General features: G+C 65.5%; 13 protein-coding genes. 4 read left to right on the forward strand and 9 right to left on the reverse strand.

All coding sequences use genetic code 11. The annotated features are described in order from the left end of the window. The first annotated feature begins 78 nt into the window (after window positions 1–78). Complete coding sequence (locus ABE546_RS15375) at window positions 79–699, forward strand: hypothetical protein (protein ID WP_346464367.1); 621 nt, start codon at window positions 79–81, stop codon at window positions 697–699. Window positions 700–948: 249 nt separating this feature from the next. On the opposite strand, the gene ABE546_RS15380 is transcribed toward ABE546_RS15375, so the two are convergent. The 6 genes from ABE546_RS15380 to murJ form a co-directional block, all read right to left on the reverse strand. Continuing rightward, entirely contained in the window at window positions 949–2829 is a 1881-nt protein-coding gene (locus tag ABE546_RS15380; protein WP_346464368.1) for a peptidase M61, read from the reverse strand. 219 nt (window positions 2830–3048) lie between these two features. Then, a complete protein-coding gene (ispH, locus tag ABE546_RS15385; protein WP_123728670.1) occupies window positions 3049–3999 on the reverse strand; it encodes a 4-hydroxy-3-methylbut-2-enyl diphosphate reductase in 951 nt (316 codons plus the stop codon). 53 nt (window positions 4000–4052) lie between these two features. After that, window positions 4053–4559, reverse strand: coding sequence for a signal peptidase II (gene lspA, locus ABE546_RS15390; protein ID WP_346464370.1), 507 nt, complete (start codon window positions 4557–4559; stop codon window positions 4053–4055). Then, complete coding sequence (ileS, locus tag ABE546_RS15395; RefSeq protein WP_346464372.1) at window positions 4559–7390, reverse strand: isoleucine--tRNA ligase; 2832 nt, start codon at window positions 7388–7390, stop codon at window positions 4559–4561. Before ileS ends, lspA begins: the two co-directional genes overlap by 1 nt. Then, window positions 7387–8334, reverse strand: coding sequence for a bifunctional riboflavin kinase/FAD synthetase (locus ABE546_RS15400; protein WP_313217600.1), 948 nt, complete (start codon window positions 8332–8334; stop codon window positions 7387–7389). Before ABE546_RS15400 ends, ileS begins: the two co-directional genes overlap by 4 nt. A 75-nt stretch (window positions 8335–8409) precedes the next feature. Then, window positions 8410–10014: a murein biosynthesis integral membrane protein MurJ gene (gene murJ, locus ABE546_RS15405; protein ID WP_313211121.1), complete on the reverse strand. Its 1605-nt coding sequence runs from the start codon at window positions 10012–10014 to the stop codon at window positions 8410–8412. A 116-nt stretch (window positions 10015–10130) separates the two neighbouring features. On the opposite strand from murJ, the gene rpsT reads away from it, so the two are divergent. After that, window positions 10131–10400: a 30S ribosomal protein S20 gene (gene rpsT / locus ABE546_RS15410; RefSeq protein WP_019184515.1), complete on the forward strand. Its 270-nt coding sequence runs from the start codon at window positions 10131–10133 to the stop codon at window positions 10398–10400. A 184-nt stretch (window positions 10401–10584) separates the two neighbouring features. Here rpsT and obgE read toward each other — a convergent pair whose 3' ends face one another. From obgE to rplU, 3 genes are all read right to left on the reverse strand, one after another. Continuing rightward, a complete protein-coding gene (gene obgE, locus ABE546_RS15415; RefSeq protein WP_313217598.1) occupies window positions 10585–11637 on the reverse strand; it encodes a GTPase ObgE in 1053 nt (350 codons plus the stop codon). Between the two features lie 194 nt (window positions 11638–11831). Further along, entirely contained in the window at window positions 11832–12092 is a 261-nt protein-coding gene (rpmA, locus tag ABE546_RS15420) for a 50S ribosomal protein L27 (RefSeq protein WP_019184517.1), read from the reverse strand. 15 nt (window positions 12093–12107) lie between these two features. Continuing rightward, window positions 12108–12425, reverse strand: a complete 318-nt coding sequence (rplU, locus tag ABE546_RS15425; RefSeq protein ID WP_019184518.1) for a 50S ribosomal protein L21 — start codon at window positions 12423–12425, stop codon at window positions 12108–12110. Window positions 12426–12720: 295 nt separating this feature from the next. Between rplU and uvrA the strand changes: the two genes are divergently transcribed. Next, window positions 12721–15696 carry an excinuclease ABC subunit UvrA gene (gene uvrA, locus ABE546_RS15430; RefSeq protein WP_313217596.1) on the forward strand — a complete coding sequence of 992 codons (2976 nt, stop codon included), beginning with the start codon at window positions 12721–12723 and terminating at the stop codon, window positions 15694–15696. Beyond that, window positions 15693–16100: a thioesterase family protein gene (locus tag ABE546_RS15435; RefSeq protein WP_346464374.1), complete on the forward strand. Its 408-nt coding sequence runs from the start codon at window positions 15693–15695 to the stop codon at window positions 16098–16100. Before uvrA ends, ABE546_RS15435 begins: the two co-directional genes overlap by 4 nt. Window positions 16101–16214: the final 114 nt, after the last annotated feature.

Consider the following 16214-nt stretch of genomic DNA (forward strand, 5'->3'; position numbering starts at 1 on the left):
GCCTACTGCGGGCTAAGGTTTTTCGCTGACGAGCCGTTAGCAGTTCTGTTTATCCTCAACCATGAAAGGAAGCATCAAATGAATCGTCGAGAGAGGGATCTCGTGAGTCTCTTCAATACGCTGTGGTTCCGCGACTTTCCAATAACTCCCGTGCACACCGATTTCGGGCGGCGGGCAGTGTGGACGACGCACATTGCATCAGTGATAAAGCAGGCGGCTGATCTGCTGGGCTACTTCACTTGCTTTGAAACGGGCAATCGAACGGATGCAGTGATCCAGACCGCAAAGCGTCGAAGCTGGGCCAAGATTGAGTGGGAATGGATCCAACCGCGCTTTGAGGCGCGCGTCAATGAGATCCAGAAGTTGAGCGATGCCTCGAAGCTAGACCCGGAGGCACTGTCCGTCTACATCGGCTATAGCGACATCCGTCACCATGATGCGAATCTGGAGAGCATCCAGAGTCAGTGGACGTCCAGCGGGCAACTCATCGCATTCGTCATCCAGTTCGAGATCAGAGGCCGAACTCGACACTTCACGCAGTTGCGCACTTATGCGTTCCGCGGTGGCGAATTCAGATTACTGAGAAAGCAGGAGGCCCTTCCTTGGAATGTCAAGGATACCCGCTGGCAATTGGTCGCCACTGCGGCGCGGCTGGAAGATAGTGGTGCAGCAGAGCTGGGAGACGGTGACGACGAATGATATTGGCGGGGGGAGGACAGCATTGCTGTCCTCCCCCTCCTCTCCAACATTGCCGTGCCCTTCGATTGGATGCGCCAATGGGCACCAGGATCTTGCCGGCAAGCTGGATCTGCCAGAACCGGAACCGTTTCAGCCGCTACTGAAGTCCATTGCTAGAAACGCGCCCGACGCTGAAGACCCATCGCGTCCACTCCAGATTGGCTGCAGAGGCGTCGCGCATCGTGTGTCGAGGGACACTGTTCAGCCCACTCACCGAGCCTTCCACAACTCCGCCAACCGATCCGGCTTGCCCGCGATGCGCTCCAGCGACGGATACTTCAGCCCATCGTGATAATCCAGCGTCACCGTATCGATGCGATCGAAGCTCTTCACCAGCAGCGTCAGCGGCGCCTTGTCGGTCTTGGCCGCGGTGATCGCCTCCTTCAACTGCTCGGCCTTGAACACGCGGCCATTGAGCGCGACCACGCTCATGCCGGGAATCAGGCCGGCATTGAACGCCGGGCTGTCCCACAGCACGTCGCCGATGTAACCGGACTCGCTGACGGACAGGCCAATCGAGTACAGCAGGTTGCTGTTCTTGCCGCGGGTTTCCTGCGCCTTGAACGCTTCGTTCGGCGTATCGGTGTAGACCAGCTTCCAGCCGGCCGCTTCCAGACCGCCGGTCAGCGGCCCGTGCCCGTCCAGGCGCTCGCGCAGGAAGCTGGCCCAGTCGAACGGCGCCACGCCATTGAGCGTGCTCACCACCTCTTCGAAGGTGTACGGATGGACGTTCCAGTCACCGTCGTTCATGCCGAAGAACGCCTTGGCGAAATCATCCAGGCCGCGCTTGTTGCCGGTCAGCGCGCGCAGCTTGCCCTCCACGTCCAGCCACACCATCTGGCCGCCGGAGTAGTAGTCCTCGCTCATCTGATAGTTGCGGAACGCCAGCGCGCGGCGCTGGGCGATGGTCGGGTCGTTGGTGGTGTCCTGCAGGTTGCGCCAGGCCAGGCCGGGGCGACCGCGGTCGTAAGTGCCCGCCACATTGGCCAGCACGTCCCGGGTCTGCTGCGGGCTCCACAGCCCGGAGCGCGCGGCCAGCACCTGGCCCCAGAACTGGGTCTGGCCTTCGTACAGCCACAGCAGGCTATCGCCCATCGGCACGTTGAAGTTGGCCGTGGTCAGATCGGCGCCACGACGGTACTTGCCGTTCCAGGAGTGATTGAACTCGTGCGGCAGCAGATCGCGGCCCAGCCAGGTCTTGTCCCACTCGGTGAAGTAGCCGGTGTCGCCGCTGTTCTCACTGGAGCGCTGATGCTCCAGGCCGATGCCGCCAAGCTTGTCGGTCAACGCCAGCAGGAACTCGTAGCGGTCGAAATGGCGTGCGCCGTAGAGCTTGTACATCTGCTGCACCAGCGCGCGATGCGCCTGGATCTGCTCGGGCTTGGCCGCCAGCGATTTGGCCTCATCGGCGAAGACATTCAGATGGACCGGCACCTTCGCGCCGGGATCCAGATCAAAGCGCTGGAAGTGGCGCCCGGCGAACAGCGGCGAGTCGACCAGGTGGTCGTAGCTGATCGGCTTGAACACCACCGTGTCCCCCTCGCGGCGCTCGGTATCCAGCGCGGTGGCATATGACCAGCCCGGCGGCAGCGTGACGGTGGCCTGCGCCTGGATGTTGCGGGTGATCACCCCGGCCGGGTACAGCGAATTGGCATTCCACTGCAGGTTGAGCATGTCCGGGGTCATCACCACGCGACCCTGGGCGCCCTGCGAAGAGAGGAACTTGAACTCGGCCACCACTTCGCTGGCGCCCTGCGGGACCTCCACGGTGAAGGCATAGACGTCGTACGGATCACGCGTCCACTGCAGCGGCGTGCCGTTGGCGGTGACGACCAGGCCGGCGAGCTTGTCGATCGGGCCACTCGGTGAATGTGCGCCGGGCAGCCACTGCGGGTACAGCAGGGTCAGCGGGCCAGGCTTGGCCGGCACCGTGGCCTTGACCTTGAAGATGCGTCGTCCGATGTCGCGCGCGTCCACGTCGATACGCAGCAGGCCCGGGAAGGCCACGTCCTGCGGCGGCGGTGTCTGCGCCTGCACGCCGGTGGCGGACACGGCCAGCAACACGGACAGGGCAATGGCACGCATCTTCATCAGGCAGGCTCCAGCGGGGGAAGCTCTTGATCCTAGCCCTCCGCCTGCGCCCTGCCCCATGGCCAAAGGTCATGCGTCGCGTTGCGGCCATGATTGGCACAGCGGCGCGCGGTGATGTTCTGTCCGCCGGATGGGATCAGGGCCTACCGGGGTGTGCTGCCGGCCAGCGGCCGGCACTACCGGGGCAGCGCCACGGCATGCGTGGCGGAATGCTGCGGGTCAGTCGACCAGCCGCAGCCGCAGTTCCTTCGGCAGCGCGAACACCATCGATTCGGGCTCGCCCTCCAGTTCACCGACGCCGGTAGCGCCGAGCTCCTTCAGGCGCGCGATCACACCATCCACCAGGACCTGCGGTGCCGAGGCGCCCGCGGTCAGGCCGATGTGCTTCTTGCCGGCCACCCACGCCGGATCGATCTCGTCGGCACCGTCGATCAGGTAGGACTCCACGCCATCACGGCGCGCCAGTTCACTCAGGCGGTTGGAGTTGGAGCTGTTGGGCGAACCGACCACCAGCACCAGATCACAACGCTTGGCCAGATCGCGCACAGCGTCCTGGCGGTTCTGCGTGGCGTAGCAGATGTCGTCGTTCTTCGGGCCCTGCATCGCCGGGAAGCGGGTGCGCAGCGCGTCGATGATGCTGCGGGTGTCATCCACCGAGAGCGTGGTCTGGGTGGTGTAGGCGAAGTTCTCCGGCTGGTCGATGACCAGCGTGGCGACGTCTTCCACATCCTCCACCAGATAGATCTGGCCGGTGCCGCGCTCGCGGCTCCACTGGCCCATCGTGCCTTCCACTTCCGGGTGCCCGGCGTGGCCGATCAGCACCACGTCGCGGCCGGCGCGGCAGTGGCGGGCCACTTCCAGGTGCACCTTGGTGACCAGCGGGCAGGTCGCGTCGAACACCTTCAGGCCACGGCGGTCGGCTTCCTGGCGCACGGCCTGGGACACGCCGTGGGCGCTGAAGATCACCGTGTTGTCGTCCGGCACTTCGTCGAGCTCCTCGACGAAGATCGCGCCGCGGGCCTTGAGGTCATCGACCACGAACCGGTTGTGCACGACCTCGTGGCGCACATAGATCGGCGCACCCAGGGTCTCGATCGCGCGCTTGACGATCTCGATCGCACGATCGACACCGGCACAGAAACCACGCGGATTGGCAAGCAACACATCCATCGGTCAGATACTCCGGCCGGCGTAAGCCGGGTTGTTACGGATACAGGAGGGAATTATCCCGCTTTTTTGGCCGCCTTGCCGTCGAACAGGCCGAACAGGGCGATACCCACCGCGCCGACCACGATCGCCGAATCAGCGATGTTGAACGAGGGCCAGTAATGGTCCCCGATATGCCACTGGATGAAGTCGACCACGTGACCGTGCATGAGGCGGTCGATCACGTTGCCGATCGCCCCGCCGATCACCAGCGCGTAAGGCACGGCGCTGCGCCAGGCACCGCGCGCGGTGCCCCACATCCAGTAGGCCATCAGGCCGCTGATGCCCACCGCCAGTGCGGTGAAGAACCACAGCTGCCAGCCACCGGCATCGCTCAGGAAGCTGAATGCCGCGCCGGTGTTGTAGGTGCGGTACCAGTTCCAGAAGCCCTCGATGACCACCACCGGCTCGTACTCGGGCAGGCTGGACAGCACCCAGGCCTTGCTCCACTGGTCGGCGATGATGATCACTGCCGACAGCAGCAGCCAGATCAGCGCGTTCGGACGCGGACGGGCGGCGGTCATCAGAACCACCGCCGGTCTTCGCCGGCACCGTCGATGTTGGTCACGCAGCGGCCGCACAGTTCCGGGTGCGCAGCGACCGAGCCGACATCGGCGCGGTAATGCCAGCAGCGCACGCACTTCTGCTTGCCGGTCGGCTGGGCGCTGACGAACACCTCGTCGGTGGTCGCCGGGCGCACCTGCACGTCACCGCTGATCAGCAGGAAGCGCAGCTCCTCGGCCAGCGGCTGCCAGCGCGCGGCGGTCTCGGCATCGGCGGCGACGGTGATCTCCGCTTCCAGCGCCGCACCGATCGCACCGTTGGCGCGCATCGGCTCGAGCACCTTGGCGACCTGCTCGCGCAGGGCCAGCAGCTGATCGAAGTCGGCGGCGTTGAGCGGTGCATCGGCCGGCAGCGGGGCCAGGCCCTCGTACCACGTGGCGAACAGCACGTTCTCCTTGCGCTCGCCCGGCAGGTACCCCCACAGCTCATCGGCGGTGAAGCTCAGGATCGGCGCGATCCAGCGCGTGAACGCTTCGGCGATGTGGTACATCGCGGTCTGCGCCGAGCGGCGGCCGCGCGAGTCCACCGGCATGGTGTACAGGCGGTCCTTGGTGACATCCAGATACACCGAGCCCAGATCCACGCTGCAGAAGTTCAGCAGCAGCTGCACGATCTCGGCCATGTTGTAGCCGGTGTACGCCGCCTTGATCTTCTCCTGCACCTCGAAGGCGCGATGCACGATCCAGCGGTCCAGCGCGACCATGTCGGCCGGGGCCACCAGATGCTGGGCCGGGTCGAAGCCGTCCAGGTTGCCGAGCAGGAAGCGCGCGGTGTTGCGCAGGCGCCGGTAGGCATCCGCGTTGCGCTTGAGGATCTCCTGCGACAGCGACATTTCATTGCTGTAGTCGGCCGAGGCGATCCACAGGCGCAGGATGTCCGCGCCCAGGGTCTTCATGATGTCCTGCGGCTCGATGCCGTTGCCCAGCGACTTGGACATCTTGCGGCCCTTCTCATCCACGGTGAAGCCGTGGGTGAGGCACTGCTTGTACGGGGCCTGCTTGTCGATGGCCACGCCGGTCAGCAGCGAGGACTGGAACCAGCCGCGGTGCTGGTCAGAGCCTTCCAGGTACAGATCGGCCGGCTTGCCGAAGCCACGCGCCAGCAGCACGCCTTCATGGGTCACGCCCGAGTCGAACCAGACATCGAGGATGTCGGTGACCTTCTCGTACTGCGGCGCTTCATCGCCCAGCAGCTCGGCGCTGTCCAGCGAGTACCACACGTCGATGCCTTCGGCCTGCACGCGGTCGGCGACCTGCTGCATCAATTCGACGGTGCGCGGGTGCGGCTCACCGGTTTCGCGGTGGGTGAACAGCGCGATCGGCACGCCCCAGGTGCGCTGGCGGCTGATGCACCAGTCCGGGCGGCCATCGACCATCGAGCCGATGCGCGCCTTGCCCCAGCCCGGGAACCAGCCGACGCTGTCGATCGCGGCCATCGCGTCGCGGCGCAGGTTGGCCTTGTCCATCGAGATGAACCACTGCGGGGTGGCGCGGAACACGACCGGGGTCTTGTGGCGCCAGCAATGCGGGTAGCTGTGCACGATCTCAACGAAGGCCAGCAGCGCACCGGAGTCGCGCAGCACATCGATGATCAGCGGCTGCGCCTTCCACAGGTGCACGCCGGCCAGCTCGACATCGCCGGCCGGCGGGGTCGAGGACAGGTACACGCCACGGCCGTCGACCGGGTTGATCTGGCCGGCGTTGTACTTCTCCATCAGCCCGTACTGCTGGCTGACCACGAAGTCTTCCTGGCCATGGCCCGGGGCGGTATGCACCGCACCGGTACCGTCTTCGTCGGAGACGTGGGCGCCGTTGAGCAGCGGGATGTCGCGCTGCGGGTAGAACGGATGGGCCAGCAGCAGATTTTCCAGCGCGGCGCCGGTGGCACGACCGTGCACGACCAGGCCTTCCACGCCGTAGCGCTGCAGCGAACGCTCGGCCAGCGCGGCGGCCAGCACCAGCCAACGGCGCTTGCCGTTGTGGGCCGGGCCTTCGGCCAGCACGTATTCGATCTCCGCACCGAGCGACACCGCCAGCGAGGCCGGCAGCGTCCACGGGGTGGTGGTCCAGATCGGCACCGCCACCTCGACATCAGCCGGCAGCGTCACGCCGAAGCGTTCGGCCAGCTGCTGCGCGTCACGCGAGACGTAGGCCACGTCGATCGCCGGCGAGGTCTTGTCCTGGTATTCGATTTCGGCCTCGGCCAGCGCCGAGCCACAGTCGAAGCACCAGTGCACCGGCTTGGCGCCGCGCACGATGTGACCGTTGGCGAACACCTTGGAAAGCGCACGGATTTCGTTGGCTTCGAAATCGAAGCTCAGCGTCTTGTACGGGTTGTCCCAATCGCCGATCACGCCCAGGCGCTTGAAGTCGCGGCGCTGCAGTTCGATCTGCTCTTCGGCGAACTCGCGGCACTTCTGGCGGAACGCGACCGCATCGAGCTTGACGCCGACCTTGCCCCACTTCTTCTCGACCGCGATCTCGATCGGCAGGCCGTGGCAATCCCAGCCCGGCACGTAGGGCGCATCGAAGCCGGCCAGGTAGCGCGACTTGACGATGATGTCCTTGAGGATCTTGTTGACGGCGTGGCCGAGGTGGATCTGGCCATTGGCGTAGGGCGGGCCGTCGTGCAGCACGAACAGCGGGCGGCCCTGCGCGTTGTCGCGCAGGCGGGCGTAAAGGCCCTCGTCCTCCCAGCGCGACAGAATGCCCGGCTCGCGCTTGGGCAGGTCGCCGCGCATCGGGAATTCGGTTGCCGGCAGATGAAGGGTGGCTTTGTAGTCCTGGCTCACGCAGTGGCTCGCAATCTGTGTTCGGAAAGGATGTGACGGGCCTGTTCGGCGTCACGGTGCATCTGGTCGGTCAGCGCAGCCAGATCTTGGAACTTTTCTTCATCGCGCAGTTTGGCGACGAACTCGACATCGATGTGGCGGCCGTACAGGTCGCCCTGGAAATCAAACAGGTGCGCTTCCAGCAGCGGCTCCACGCCATCCACGGTGGGACGCGTACCGAAGCTGGAGACCGACGGCCACGGCTGGTCGAACACACCGTGGACCCAGGTCGCGTAGATCCCCGACAGCGCCGGCGTCTTCGGAAAGCGCAGGTTGGCGGTCGGGAAGCCCAGCGTACGGCCCAATTGGCGGCCGCGCACTACCCTGCCCCCAATCGTATACGGCCTGCCCAGCAGATCGCCGGCATGGCTGAAATCACCGGCGCGCAGCAGCTGGCGGATGCGGGTGCTGGAGATGCGCTCGCCATGCAGGTCGACCGGCTCGATCTCACCGGCACTGAAGCCACGCTCGCCGCCCATCGCCTGCAGCAGGGCCAGATCGCCCTTGCGGCGGTTGCCGAAGCAGAACTCCGGCCCGATCCACACTTCACGCGCGCTCAGCCGGTGCACCAGCAGCTGCTCGACGAACGCCTCGGCCTGCATCGCGGCCATGCGCGCATCGAAGCGCAGCAGGCCGACCGCATCCACGCCGAGTTCGCGCAGCATGGCGACCTTGTCGCGGGCCAGGGTCAACCGCGGCGGCGGCTCACCCTGGGCGAAGTATTCGCGCGGCAGCGGCTCGAAGGCCACCGCCACGGCGGCCACGCCCAGCGCGCGCGCGCGCGAAACGGCGTGGCGCACCAACGCACGATGACCCAGGTGCAGGCCGTCGAATGCGCCGATGCAGACCACGCTTCCGTGCGGGAACAGTTGCCCGCCTTCGACGCTTCTAAACAGCCTGCTCATCTACGTGGAATGCGACCCACCAGGGCCGATGCTTTGCAAGAGATAGCCATGAAGTATAGCCGGGCTGCCCCCGGATCAATGCTCCCGCAGGTGGCGCGGACGGAAGCCCATGGCGACCAGGGCCACCAGATAGGTCAGACCGCCACCGCCGACCAGCAGCGCGAGGTTGCCGATCCGGTGCCATTTATCCATGCCGGTGAAGTCCGCCATCCCGTAGCGCAGGCCCAGCAGCACCGCCACCATGGCCAGGCAGGCCAGCCCCAGCTTGGTCGCATAGCCGCCCCACCCCGCCTTGGGCTGGTAGACATCGGTCTTGCCCAGCCAATACCAGAGCAGGCCAAGGTTCAGATAACTGGACAGCGCGCTGGCGATACCCAGCGCGAGATGCAGGCCCGGCTGCTTGCCCAACGCGACCCAGACGCCCTGCGCTTTCAGCGCCTCCGGCACCATCACGTGGTACAGCACGGCCAGCAGGATGAAGTTGAAGACCATGTTGGCCACCAGCGCGACCACACCGGCGCGGACCGGGGTGCGAGTGTCCTGGCGGGCATAGAAGGCCGGCAGCACCACCTTGAGCAGCGCGAAGGCTGGCAGGGCGAAGCTAAGGCCGTACACCGACAGCGCGGTCATGCGGGTATCGAACGCGGTGAAGCGGCCGTACTGGAACACGGTGGCGATCAGCGGCTCGGCCAGCAGCAGCAGGCCCAGCATGGCGGGGATGGCGATCAACAGCGTGGTGCGCAGGCCCCAGTCCAGCGCACTGGAGAAGCCGGCCTTGTCGGTACTGACATGGTGGCGGGCCAGCGCCGGCAGGATCACCGTGCCCAGCGCCACGCCGAACACGCCCAGCGGCAGTTCCAGGAAGCGGTCGGCCAGCGACAGCCAGGACTGCGAGCCGTCGGTCAGCTTGGCCGCGATCACCGTATCCAGCAGCAGGTTGATCTGCGCGATCGAGGAACCGAACAGGGTCGGCACCATCAGGGTCAGCACCTTGCGCACCCCCGGGTGCTGCCAGCCCCAGCGCGGCAGGGTCAGCAGGTTGATGCCCTTCAGCGACGGCAGCTGGAACAGCAGCTGCAGCAGGCCGGCGGCCAGCACCGCCCAGCCCAGGGCCAGAATCTGCTTCTCCGGGGTGCCCCCCAGCCGCGGGGCCAGCCACAGCGCACCGGCGATCATGCACAGGTTGAGGATCACCGGGGTCAGCGCCGGCATCGCAAACTTCTGGAAACTGTTGAGCGCCCCGCCGGCCAGCGCGGTCAGCGACACGAACAGCAGGAACGGGAAGGTCAGCCGGAACAGGTCCACCAGCAGGCCGTGCTTGGCCGGGTCGGTATCCACTCCGCTGGAGAACAGGGTCGCCAGCTGCGGCGCGAAGATCAACGCCAGTGCGGTGACCAGCAGCAGGACGGCTCCCAAGGTGCCCGCCACGCGCGACATCAGTTCGCGCAGTTCGGCATGCGAGCGGGTTTCCTTCACCTCCGTGAACACCGGGACGAACGCAGTGGCGAACGAGCCCTCGGCGAACAGCCGGCGCAGGAAATTGGGCACCCGGAAGGCGACCCAGAAGGCGTCCGTCACCGCATTGGTGCCGAACGTGGTGGTGATGACCAGGTCGCGAACCAGCCCCAACACCCGCGAAATCATGGTCATGCTGCTGAAAGACAGCAGGCCCCGCAACATCCTTGGTGAACTCACCCGTGTTCCCTCTTGACAATTGACTTGACGTACATTTTTCGAGCCATCATACTTTCCAGCTTGCTGTTCCCATTACACCGATTTTTCAGGAAACCACCACTGTGGCCAATATCAAGTCCGCCAAGAAGCGCGCCAAGCAGACCGTCGTGCGCAACGCGCGCAATACGGCTCAGCGTTCGATGCTGCGCACCGCTGTCAAGAAGGTGATCAAGGCTCTGGATGCCAATGACGCCGCCGGCGCCGAGGCAGCCTTCGCTGTTGCCCAGCCGATCCTCGACCGTTTCAGCTCGCGTGGTCTGATCCACAAGAACAAGGCTGCTCGCCATAAGAGCCGCCTGACCGCGCGCATCAAGGCCATCAAGGCCGCCTGATACGGCGCTGCGGGTGTCGTAGAGCCACGCCCCGCGTGGCTTCGATCCAGCCGCAGATAAAAACCCGGCCCCGGCCGGGTTTTTTGTTGCCTGCGATCTGCGACGTCCAGCCCGGCTGGCGGCGACGGCGGCACCACAGAAAAACCCGGCCGGAGCCGGGTTTCTCAGGGGCGCGCGGGCGCGCTCAGTACGCATCGCGCGCTTGCGCCTCGTCTTCCTTCTGGCGATCAAAGAAGGCCATGATGTTGTTCATGATCGGCCAGGTGCCTTCACGGCCGAGGGCCGAGACCAGGTACCACGGCTGGGTCCAGCCCAGCTCGGCAACGATCTTCTCGGCGGCGGCCTTGGCCTCGTCCTCGAACATCAGGTCGGCCTTGTTCAGCACCAGCCAGCGCGGCTTGTTCAGCAGCTCCGGGTCGTGCTTTTCCAGCTCACGCTCGATCGCCCGGACCTGCTCGATCGGCGACACGCCTTCCACGCCGCCTTCCATCGGGGAGATATCCACGAGGTGCAGCAGCAGGCGGGTGCGCTGCAGGTGGCGCAGGAACTGCGCGCCCAGCCCAGCGCCGTCGGCCGCACCCTCGATCAGGCCGGGAATGTCGGCGATCACGAAGCTGCGGTAGTTCTCCACGCGCACGACACCCAGATTGGGGTACAGCGTGGTGAACGGGTAATCGGCCACCTTCGGGGTCGCCGCGGACACGGCGCGGATCAGGGTGCTCTTGCCGGCATTCGGGAAGCCCAGCAGGCCCACGTCGGCCAGCAGCTTCAGCTCGAGCTTGATCAGGCGCTCTTCACCCTCTTCGCCCGGCAGCGCCTGGCGCGGCGAGCGGTTGGTGGAGCTCTTGAAATGCATGTTGCCCAAGCCGCCGCGGCCACCTTTGGCCACCAGCAGGCGGTCGCCATGGCTGGTCAGGTCGCCGATCACTTCGTCGGTACTGACGTTCATGATCACGGTGCCGATCGGCACGGTGATGACCAGGTCTTCGCCGCCCTTGCCATAGGCCTGGCGGCCCATGCCGTTCTCGCCGCGCTGCGCCTTGAAGATGCGGTCATGGCGGAAATCGACCAGGGTGTTGAGGTTCTCGTCGGCGCGGATCCACACGCTGCCGCCATTACCGCCGTCGCCACCGTCCGGCCCGCCCAGCGGAATGAACTTCTCGCGACGGAAACCGATGCAGCCGTTGCCGCCATTGCCGGCGATCACCTGGATTTCTGCTTCGTCTACAAGTTTCATGATTCTGGATGCCAATCTGGAGGCGGCGGGCGCGAGGTGCACCCCACCGCAGAGTCTAACGGCCCCGGTACGATCCAGGGCCGGCGGCGGGAAATGTCCCGCCCGATAGTTGATACCAACGAAAAACCCCGCCGAAGCGGGGCTTTCGTCAGCGACCCCACGCCGTGGCGTGGGCGCCTGCGTACCGCTGAAGATCAGGCTTCGGCGACGACGCTGACGGTACGACGCTTCTTCGGGCCCTTGACCGAGAACTCCACCTTGCCGTCGACGAGCGCGAACAGGGTGTGGTCACGGCCGAGGCCAACGCCGGTACCCGGATGGAACTGGGTGCCGCGCTGACGCACGATGATGTTGCCGGCATCGATGGCCTGGCCACCGAAAATCTTGACGCCGAGGTACTTCGGGTTGGAGTCGCGACCGTTGCGCGATGAGCCTACGCCCTTCTTATGTGCCATGACTGCTTCTCCTTATTACTTGCTGCCACCGGCAATGCCGGTGATCTCGATTTCGGTGTAGTACTGACGGTGACCCTGGCGCTTCATGTGGTGCTTACGGCGACGGAACTTGATGATCCGGACCTTGTCGGCACGACCCTGGGACACGACCTTGGCAGTGACCGAAGCGCCGCTCAGCGCGTCGCCCAGCTTGATGCCATCGCTGTCGCCCAGCATCAGGATGTTGTCGAACTTGATCTCGTTGCCGACTTCGACTTCGAGCTTTTCAACGCGGAGCGTTTCGCCCTGCGCCACGCGGTATTGCTTACCGCCGGTTACCAGTACTGCGTACATGACCAGACTTCCTCTGTAGTTATTGTGGTCTATGGACTGCCGCCATCGAGGGCGGACAGAAGCGGAATTTTAATGACTTCAACCACTTCGGGTCAACCCACCCCCTGCTCTGACCCGGATTTGGCTGAATACGGTTCAGGAAACCGGCTGGCGGGGTCTCAGGGAATGAGACATGGGGGTGGCAAAGTCCGCGATTGCCCCCAAATCCCAAGCTCGGTAGGCTGACCGATTGCCGTTTCCGATTGCCCCACCCGCTTGCCGGCTCCCTGAGCCGAAGCCCCACAACGGATCCCCCATGGCGATGGATTTCATCCGCATCCGCGGCGCGCGGACGCACAATCTCAAGAACATCGATCTCGACCTGCCCCGCGACAAGCTGATTGTCATCACCGGCCTGTCCGGCTCGGGCAAGTCCTCGTTGGCGTTCGACACCATTTACGCCGAGGGCCAGCGTCGTTACGTGGAGTCGCTGTCGGCCTATGCCCGCCAGTTCCTCAGCGTGATGGAAAAGCCGGACCTGGACCACATCGAGGGCCTGTCCCCGGCGATCTCGATCGAGCAGAAATCGACCTCGCACAACCCGCGCTCGACCGTCGGCACGATCACCGAGATCTACGACTACCTGCGCCTGCTGTATGCCCGCGTCGGCAGCCCGCGCTGCCCGGACCACGGCTATCCGCTGGAAGCGCAGACGGTCAGCCAGATGGTCGACCACGTGCTGACCCTGGATGCCGAGCAGCGCTACATGCTGCTGGCCCCGGTGATCCGCGAGCGCAAGGGCGAGCACGCCCAGGTGTTCGACCAGCTGCGCGCGCAAGGCTATGTGCGCGTGCGGGTGGACGGCCAGCTGCATGAAATCGATGCGGTGCCGCCGCTGGCACTGCGCCAGAAGCACACCATCGAAGCGGTGATCGACCGTTTCCGCCCGCGCGAGGACATCAAGCAGCGCCTGGCCGAGAGCTTTGAAACCGCGCTGAAGCTGGGCGACGGCATGGTCTCGGTGCAGTCGCTGGATGTGGAGGATGCGCCTGCGCATCTGTTCTCTTCCAAGTACAGCTGCCCGGTCTGCGATTACTCGCTGCCGGAGCTGGAACCGCGCCTGTTCTCGTTCAACTCGCCGGTCGGCGCGTGCCCGGGCTGCGATGGCCTGGGCATGGCCGAGTTCTTCGATCCCTCGCGCGTGGTGGTGCACCCGGAGCTGTCGCTCTCGGCCGGCGCCGTGCGCGGCTGGGACCGTCGCAATGCGTACTACTTCCAGCTGATCGCCTCGCTGGCCAAGCACTACAAGTTCGACACCGATGCCCCCTGGCAGAGCCTGCCCGAGGACGTGCGCCAGGCCGTGCTGTACGGCAGCGGTGAGGAGACGATCACCTTCACCTACTTCACCGAAGCCGGTGGCCGCACCCAGCGCAAGCATCGCTTCGAGGGCATCATTCCCAACCTCGAACGCCGCTACAAAGAGACCGAATCCTCGGCCGTCCGCGAAGAGCTGGCCAAGTACATCAGCGAGCGCAACTGCCCCGAGTGCCAGGGCCAGCGCCTGAACAAGGCCGCGCGCAATGTGTTCGTGGCCGACCGTGCGCTGCCCGAACTGGTGGTGATGCCGATCGACGATGCGCTGAAGTTCTTCAGCAGCATGACCCTGCCCGGCTGGCGCGGCGAGATCGCCGGCAAGATCGTCAAGGAGATCGGTGAACGTCTCGGCTTCCTGGTCGATGTCGGCCTGGATTACCTCACCCTGGAGCGCAAGGCCGACACCCTGTCCGGTGGCGAAGCCCAGCGCATCCGGCTGGCCTCGCAGATCGGTGCCGGCCTGGTCGGCGTCATGTACGTGCTGGATGAGCCGTCGATCGGCCTGCACCAGCGCGACAACGAGCGCCTGCTCGGCACCCTGACCCGCCTGCGCGACCTCGGCAACACGGTGATCGTGGTCGAGCATGACGAAGACGCGATCCGCCTGGCCGACTACGTGCTGGACATCGGTCCGGGCGCGGGTGTGCACGGCGGCGAGATCGTCGGCCAGGGCACGCTGCAGGACATCCTGGATGCGCCGCGTTCACTGACCGGCCAGTACCTGTCGGGCAAGCGCGCCATCGAGATCCCGGCGCGCCGGCACAAGCCCAACCCGAAGATGACGCTGCACCTGCGCGGTGCCAGCGGCAACAACCTCAAGGGCGTGGACCTGGATATTCCCTCGGGCCTGCTGACCTGCATCACCGGCGTGTCCGGCTCGGGCAAGTCGACCCTGATCAACGACACCCTGTTCTCGCTGGCCGCCAACGAGATCAACGGTTCCTCGCACCCGATCGCGCCCTACAAGGAAGTGGACGGGCTGGATCTGTTCGACAAGGTGGTGGACATCGATCAGTCGCCGATCGGCCGCACCCCGCGCTCGAACCCGGCCACCTACACCGGTCTGTTCACGCCGCTGCGCGAGCTGTATGCGCAAGTGCCCGAAGCGCGTGCGCGCGGTTATTCGCCGGGCCGTTTCAGCTTCAACGTGCGCGGTGGCCGCTGCGAAGCGTGCCAGGGCGATGGGCTGATCAAGGTGGAAATGCACTTCCTGCCGGACGTGTACGTGCCCTGCGATGTCTGCCACGGCAAGCGCTACAACCGCGAAACGCTGGAGATCCTCTACAAGGGCTACAACATCAACGACGTGCTGCAGATGACCGTCGAAGATGCGCTGAAGCTGTTCGAACCGGTGCCGAGCATCGCGCGCAAGCTGGAAACGCTGGTCGATGTGGGCCTGAGCTACATCAAGCTGGGCCAGAGCGCGACCACGCTGTCCGGTGGTGAAGCGCAGCGCGTGAAACTGTCCAAGGAACTGTCGCGCCGCGATACCGGGCGCACGCTGTACATCCTGGATGAGCCGACCACCGGCCTGCATTTCCACGACATCGAAGCGCTGCTCGGCGTGCTGCACAAGCTGCGCGACGAAGGCAACACGGTGGTGGTGATCGAGCACAACCTGGATGTGATCAAGACCGCCGACTGGATCGTCGATCTGGGTCCGGAAGGCGGCCACCGCGGTGGCACCATCCTGGTCACCGGTACGCCGGAAGACGTGGCGGCCTGCCCGACCTCGTACACCGGCCAGTTCCTGGCCAAGATGCTGCCCTCCACCAGCGCGCGCCCGGAACAGCCGGCGGCCGTGGCCAACAAGCCCGACGCCCGCCCGCCGCGCAAGGCCAAGCCGGAACCGAAGAAGGCCGTGCGCAAGACCGCCGCGACCAAAGCCCCCAGCAAGACCAGGAAGAAGACCGCATGAGCAACGAGCACAAGATCCTCGCCCGCGTGCCGATCAGCATCCGCTGGCGCGACATGGACAGCATGGGCCACGTGAACAACGCCAAGTACATCTCCTACCTGGAAGAAGCGCGCGTGCGCTGGATGCTGGGCGTGGAAGGCGTTTCGATGACCGACCGCATCGCCCCGGTGGTGGCGGCCACGAACGTCAACTACCGCCTGCCGATCGTGTGGCCCAACGACATCGTGGTGGAGCTGTTCGTCGAGCGCCTCGGCAACAGCAGCGTGACCATCGGCCACCGCATCGTGGACGAGAAGAACGACAGCACGCTGTATTCGGACGGCAACGTGGTAGTGGTCTGGATGGACACGCAGACCGGCAAGAGCGCGCCGTTGCCCGAGGCGATCCGCACCGCGTCCACCTGAGGGGTAGTGCCGGCCGCTGGCCCGCCACCACAAGATGCCGGACGGGTGTACGATGGTGCCGGCCCGCGGCCGGCACAAACCGTCCATAACCCCATGGGGCGTCCGGGACCGCGC

This window comes from Stenotrophomonas sp. TWI377 (assembly GCF_039674525.1).
In the GTDB taxonomy this organism is placed as follows: domain Bacteria; phylum Pseudomonadota; class Gammaproteobacteria; order Xanthomonadales; family Xanthomonadaceae; genus Stenotrophomonas.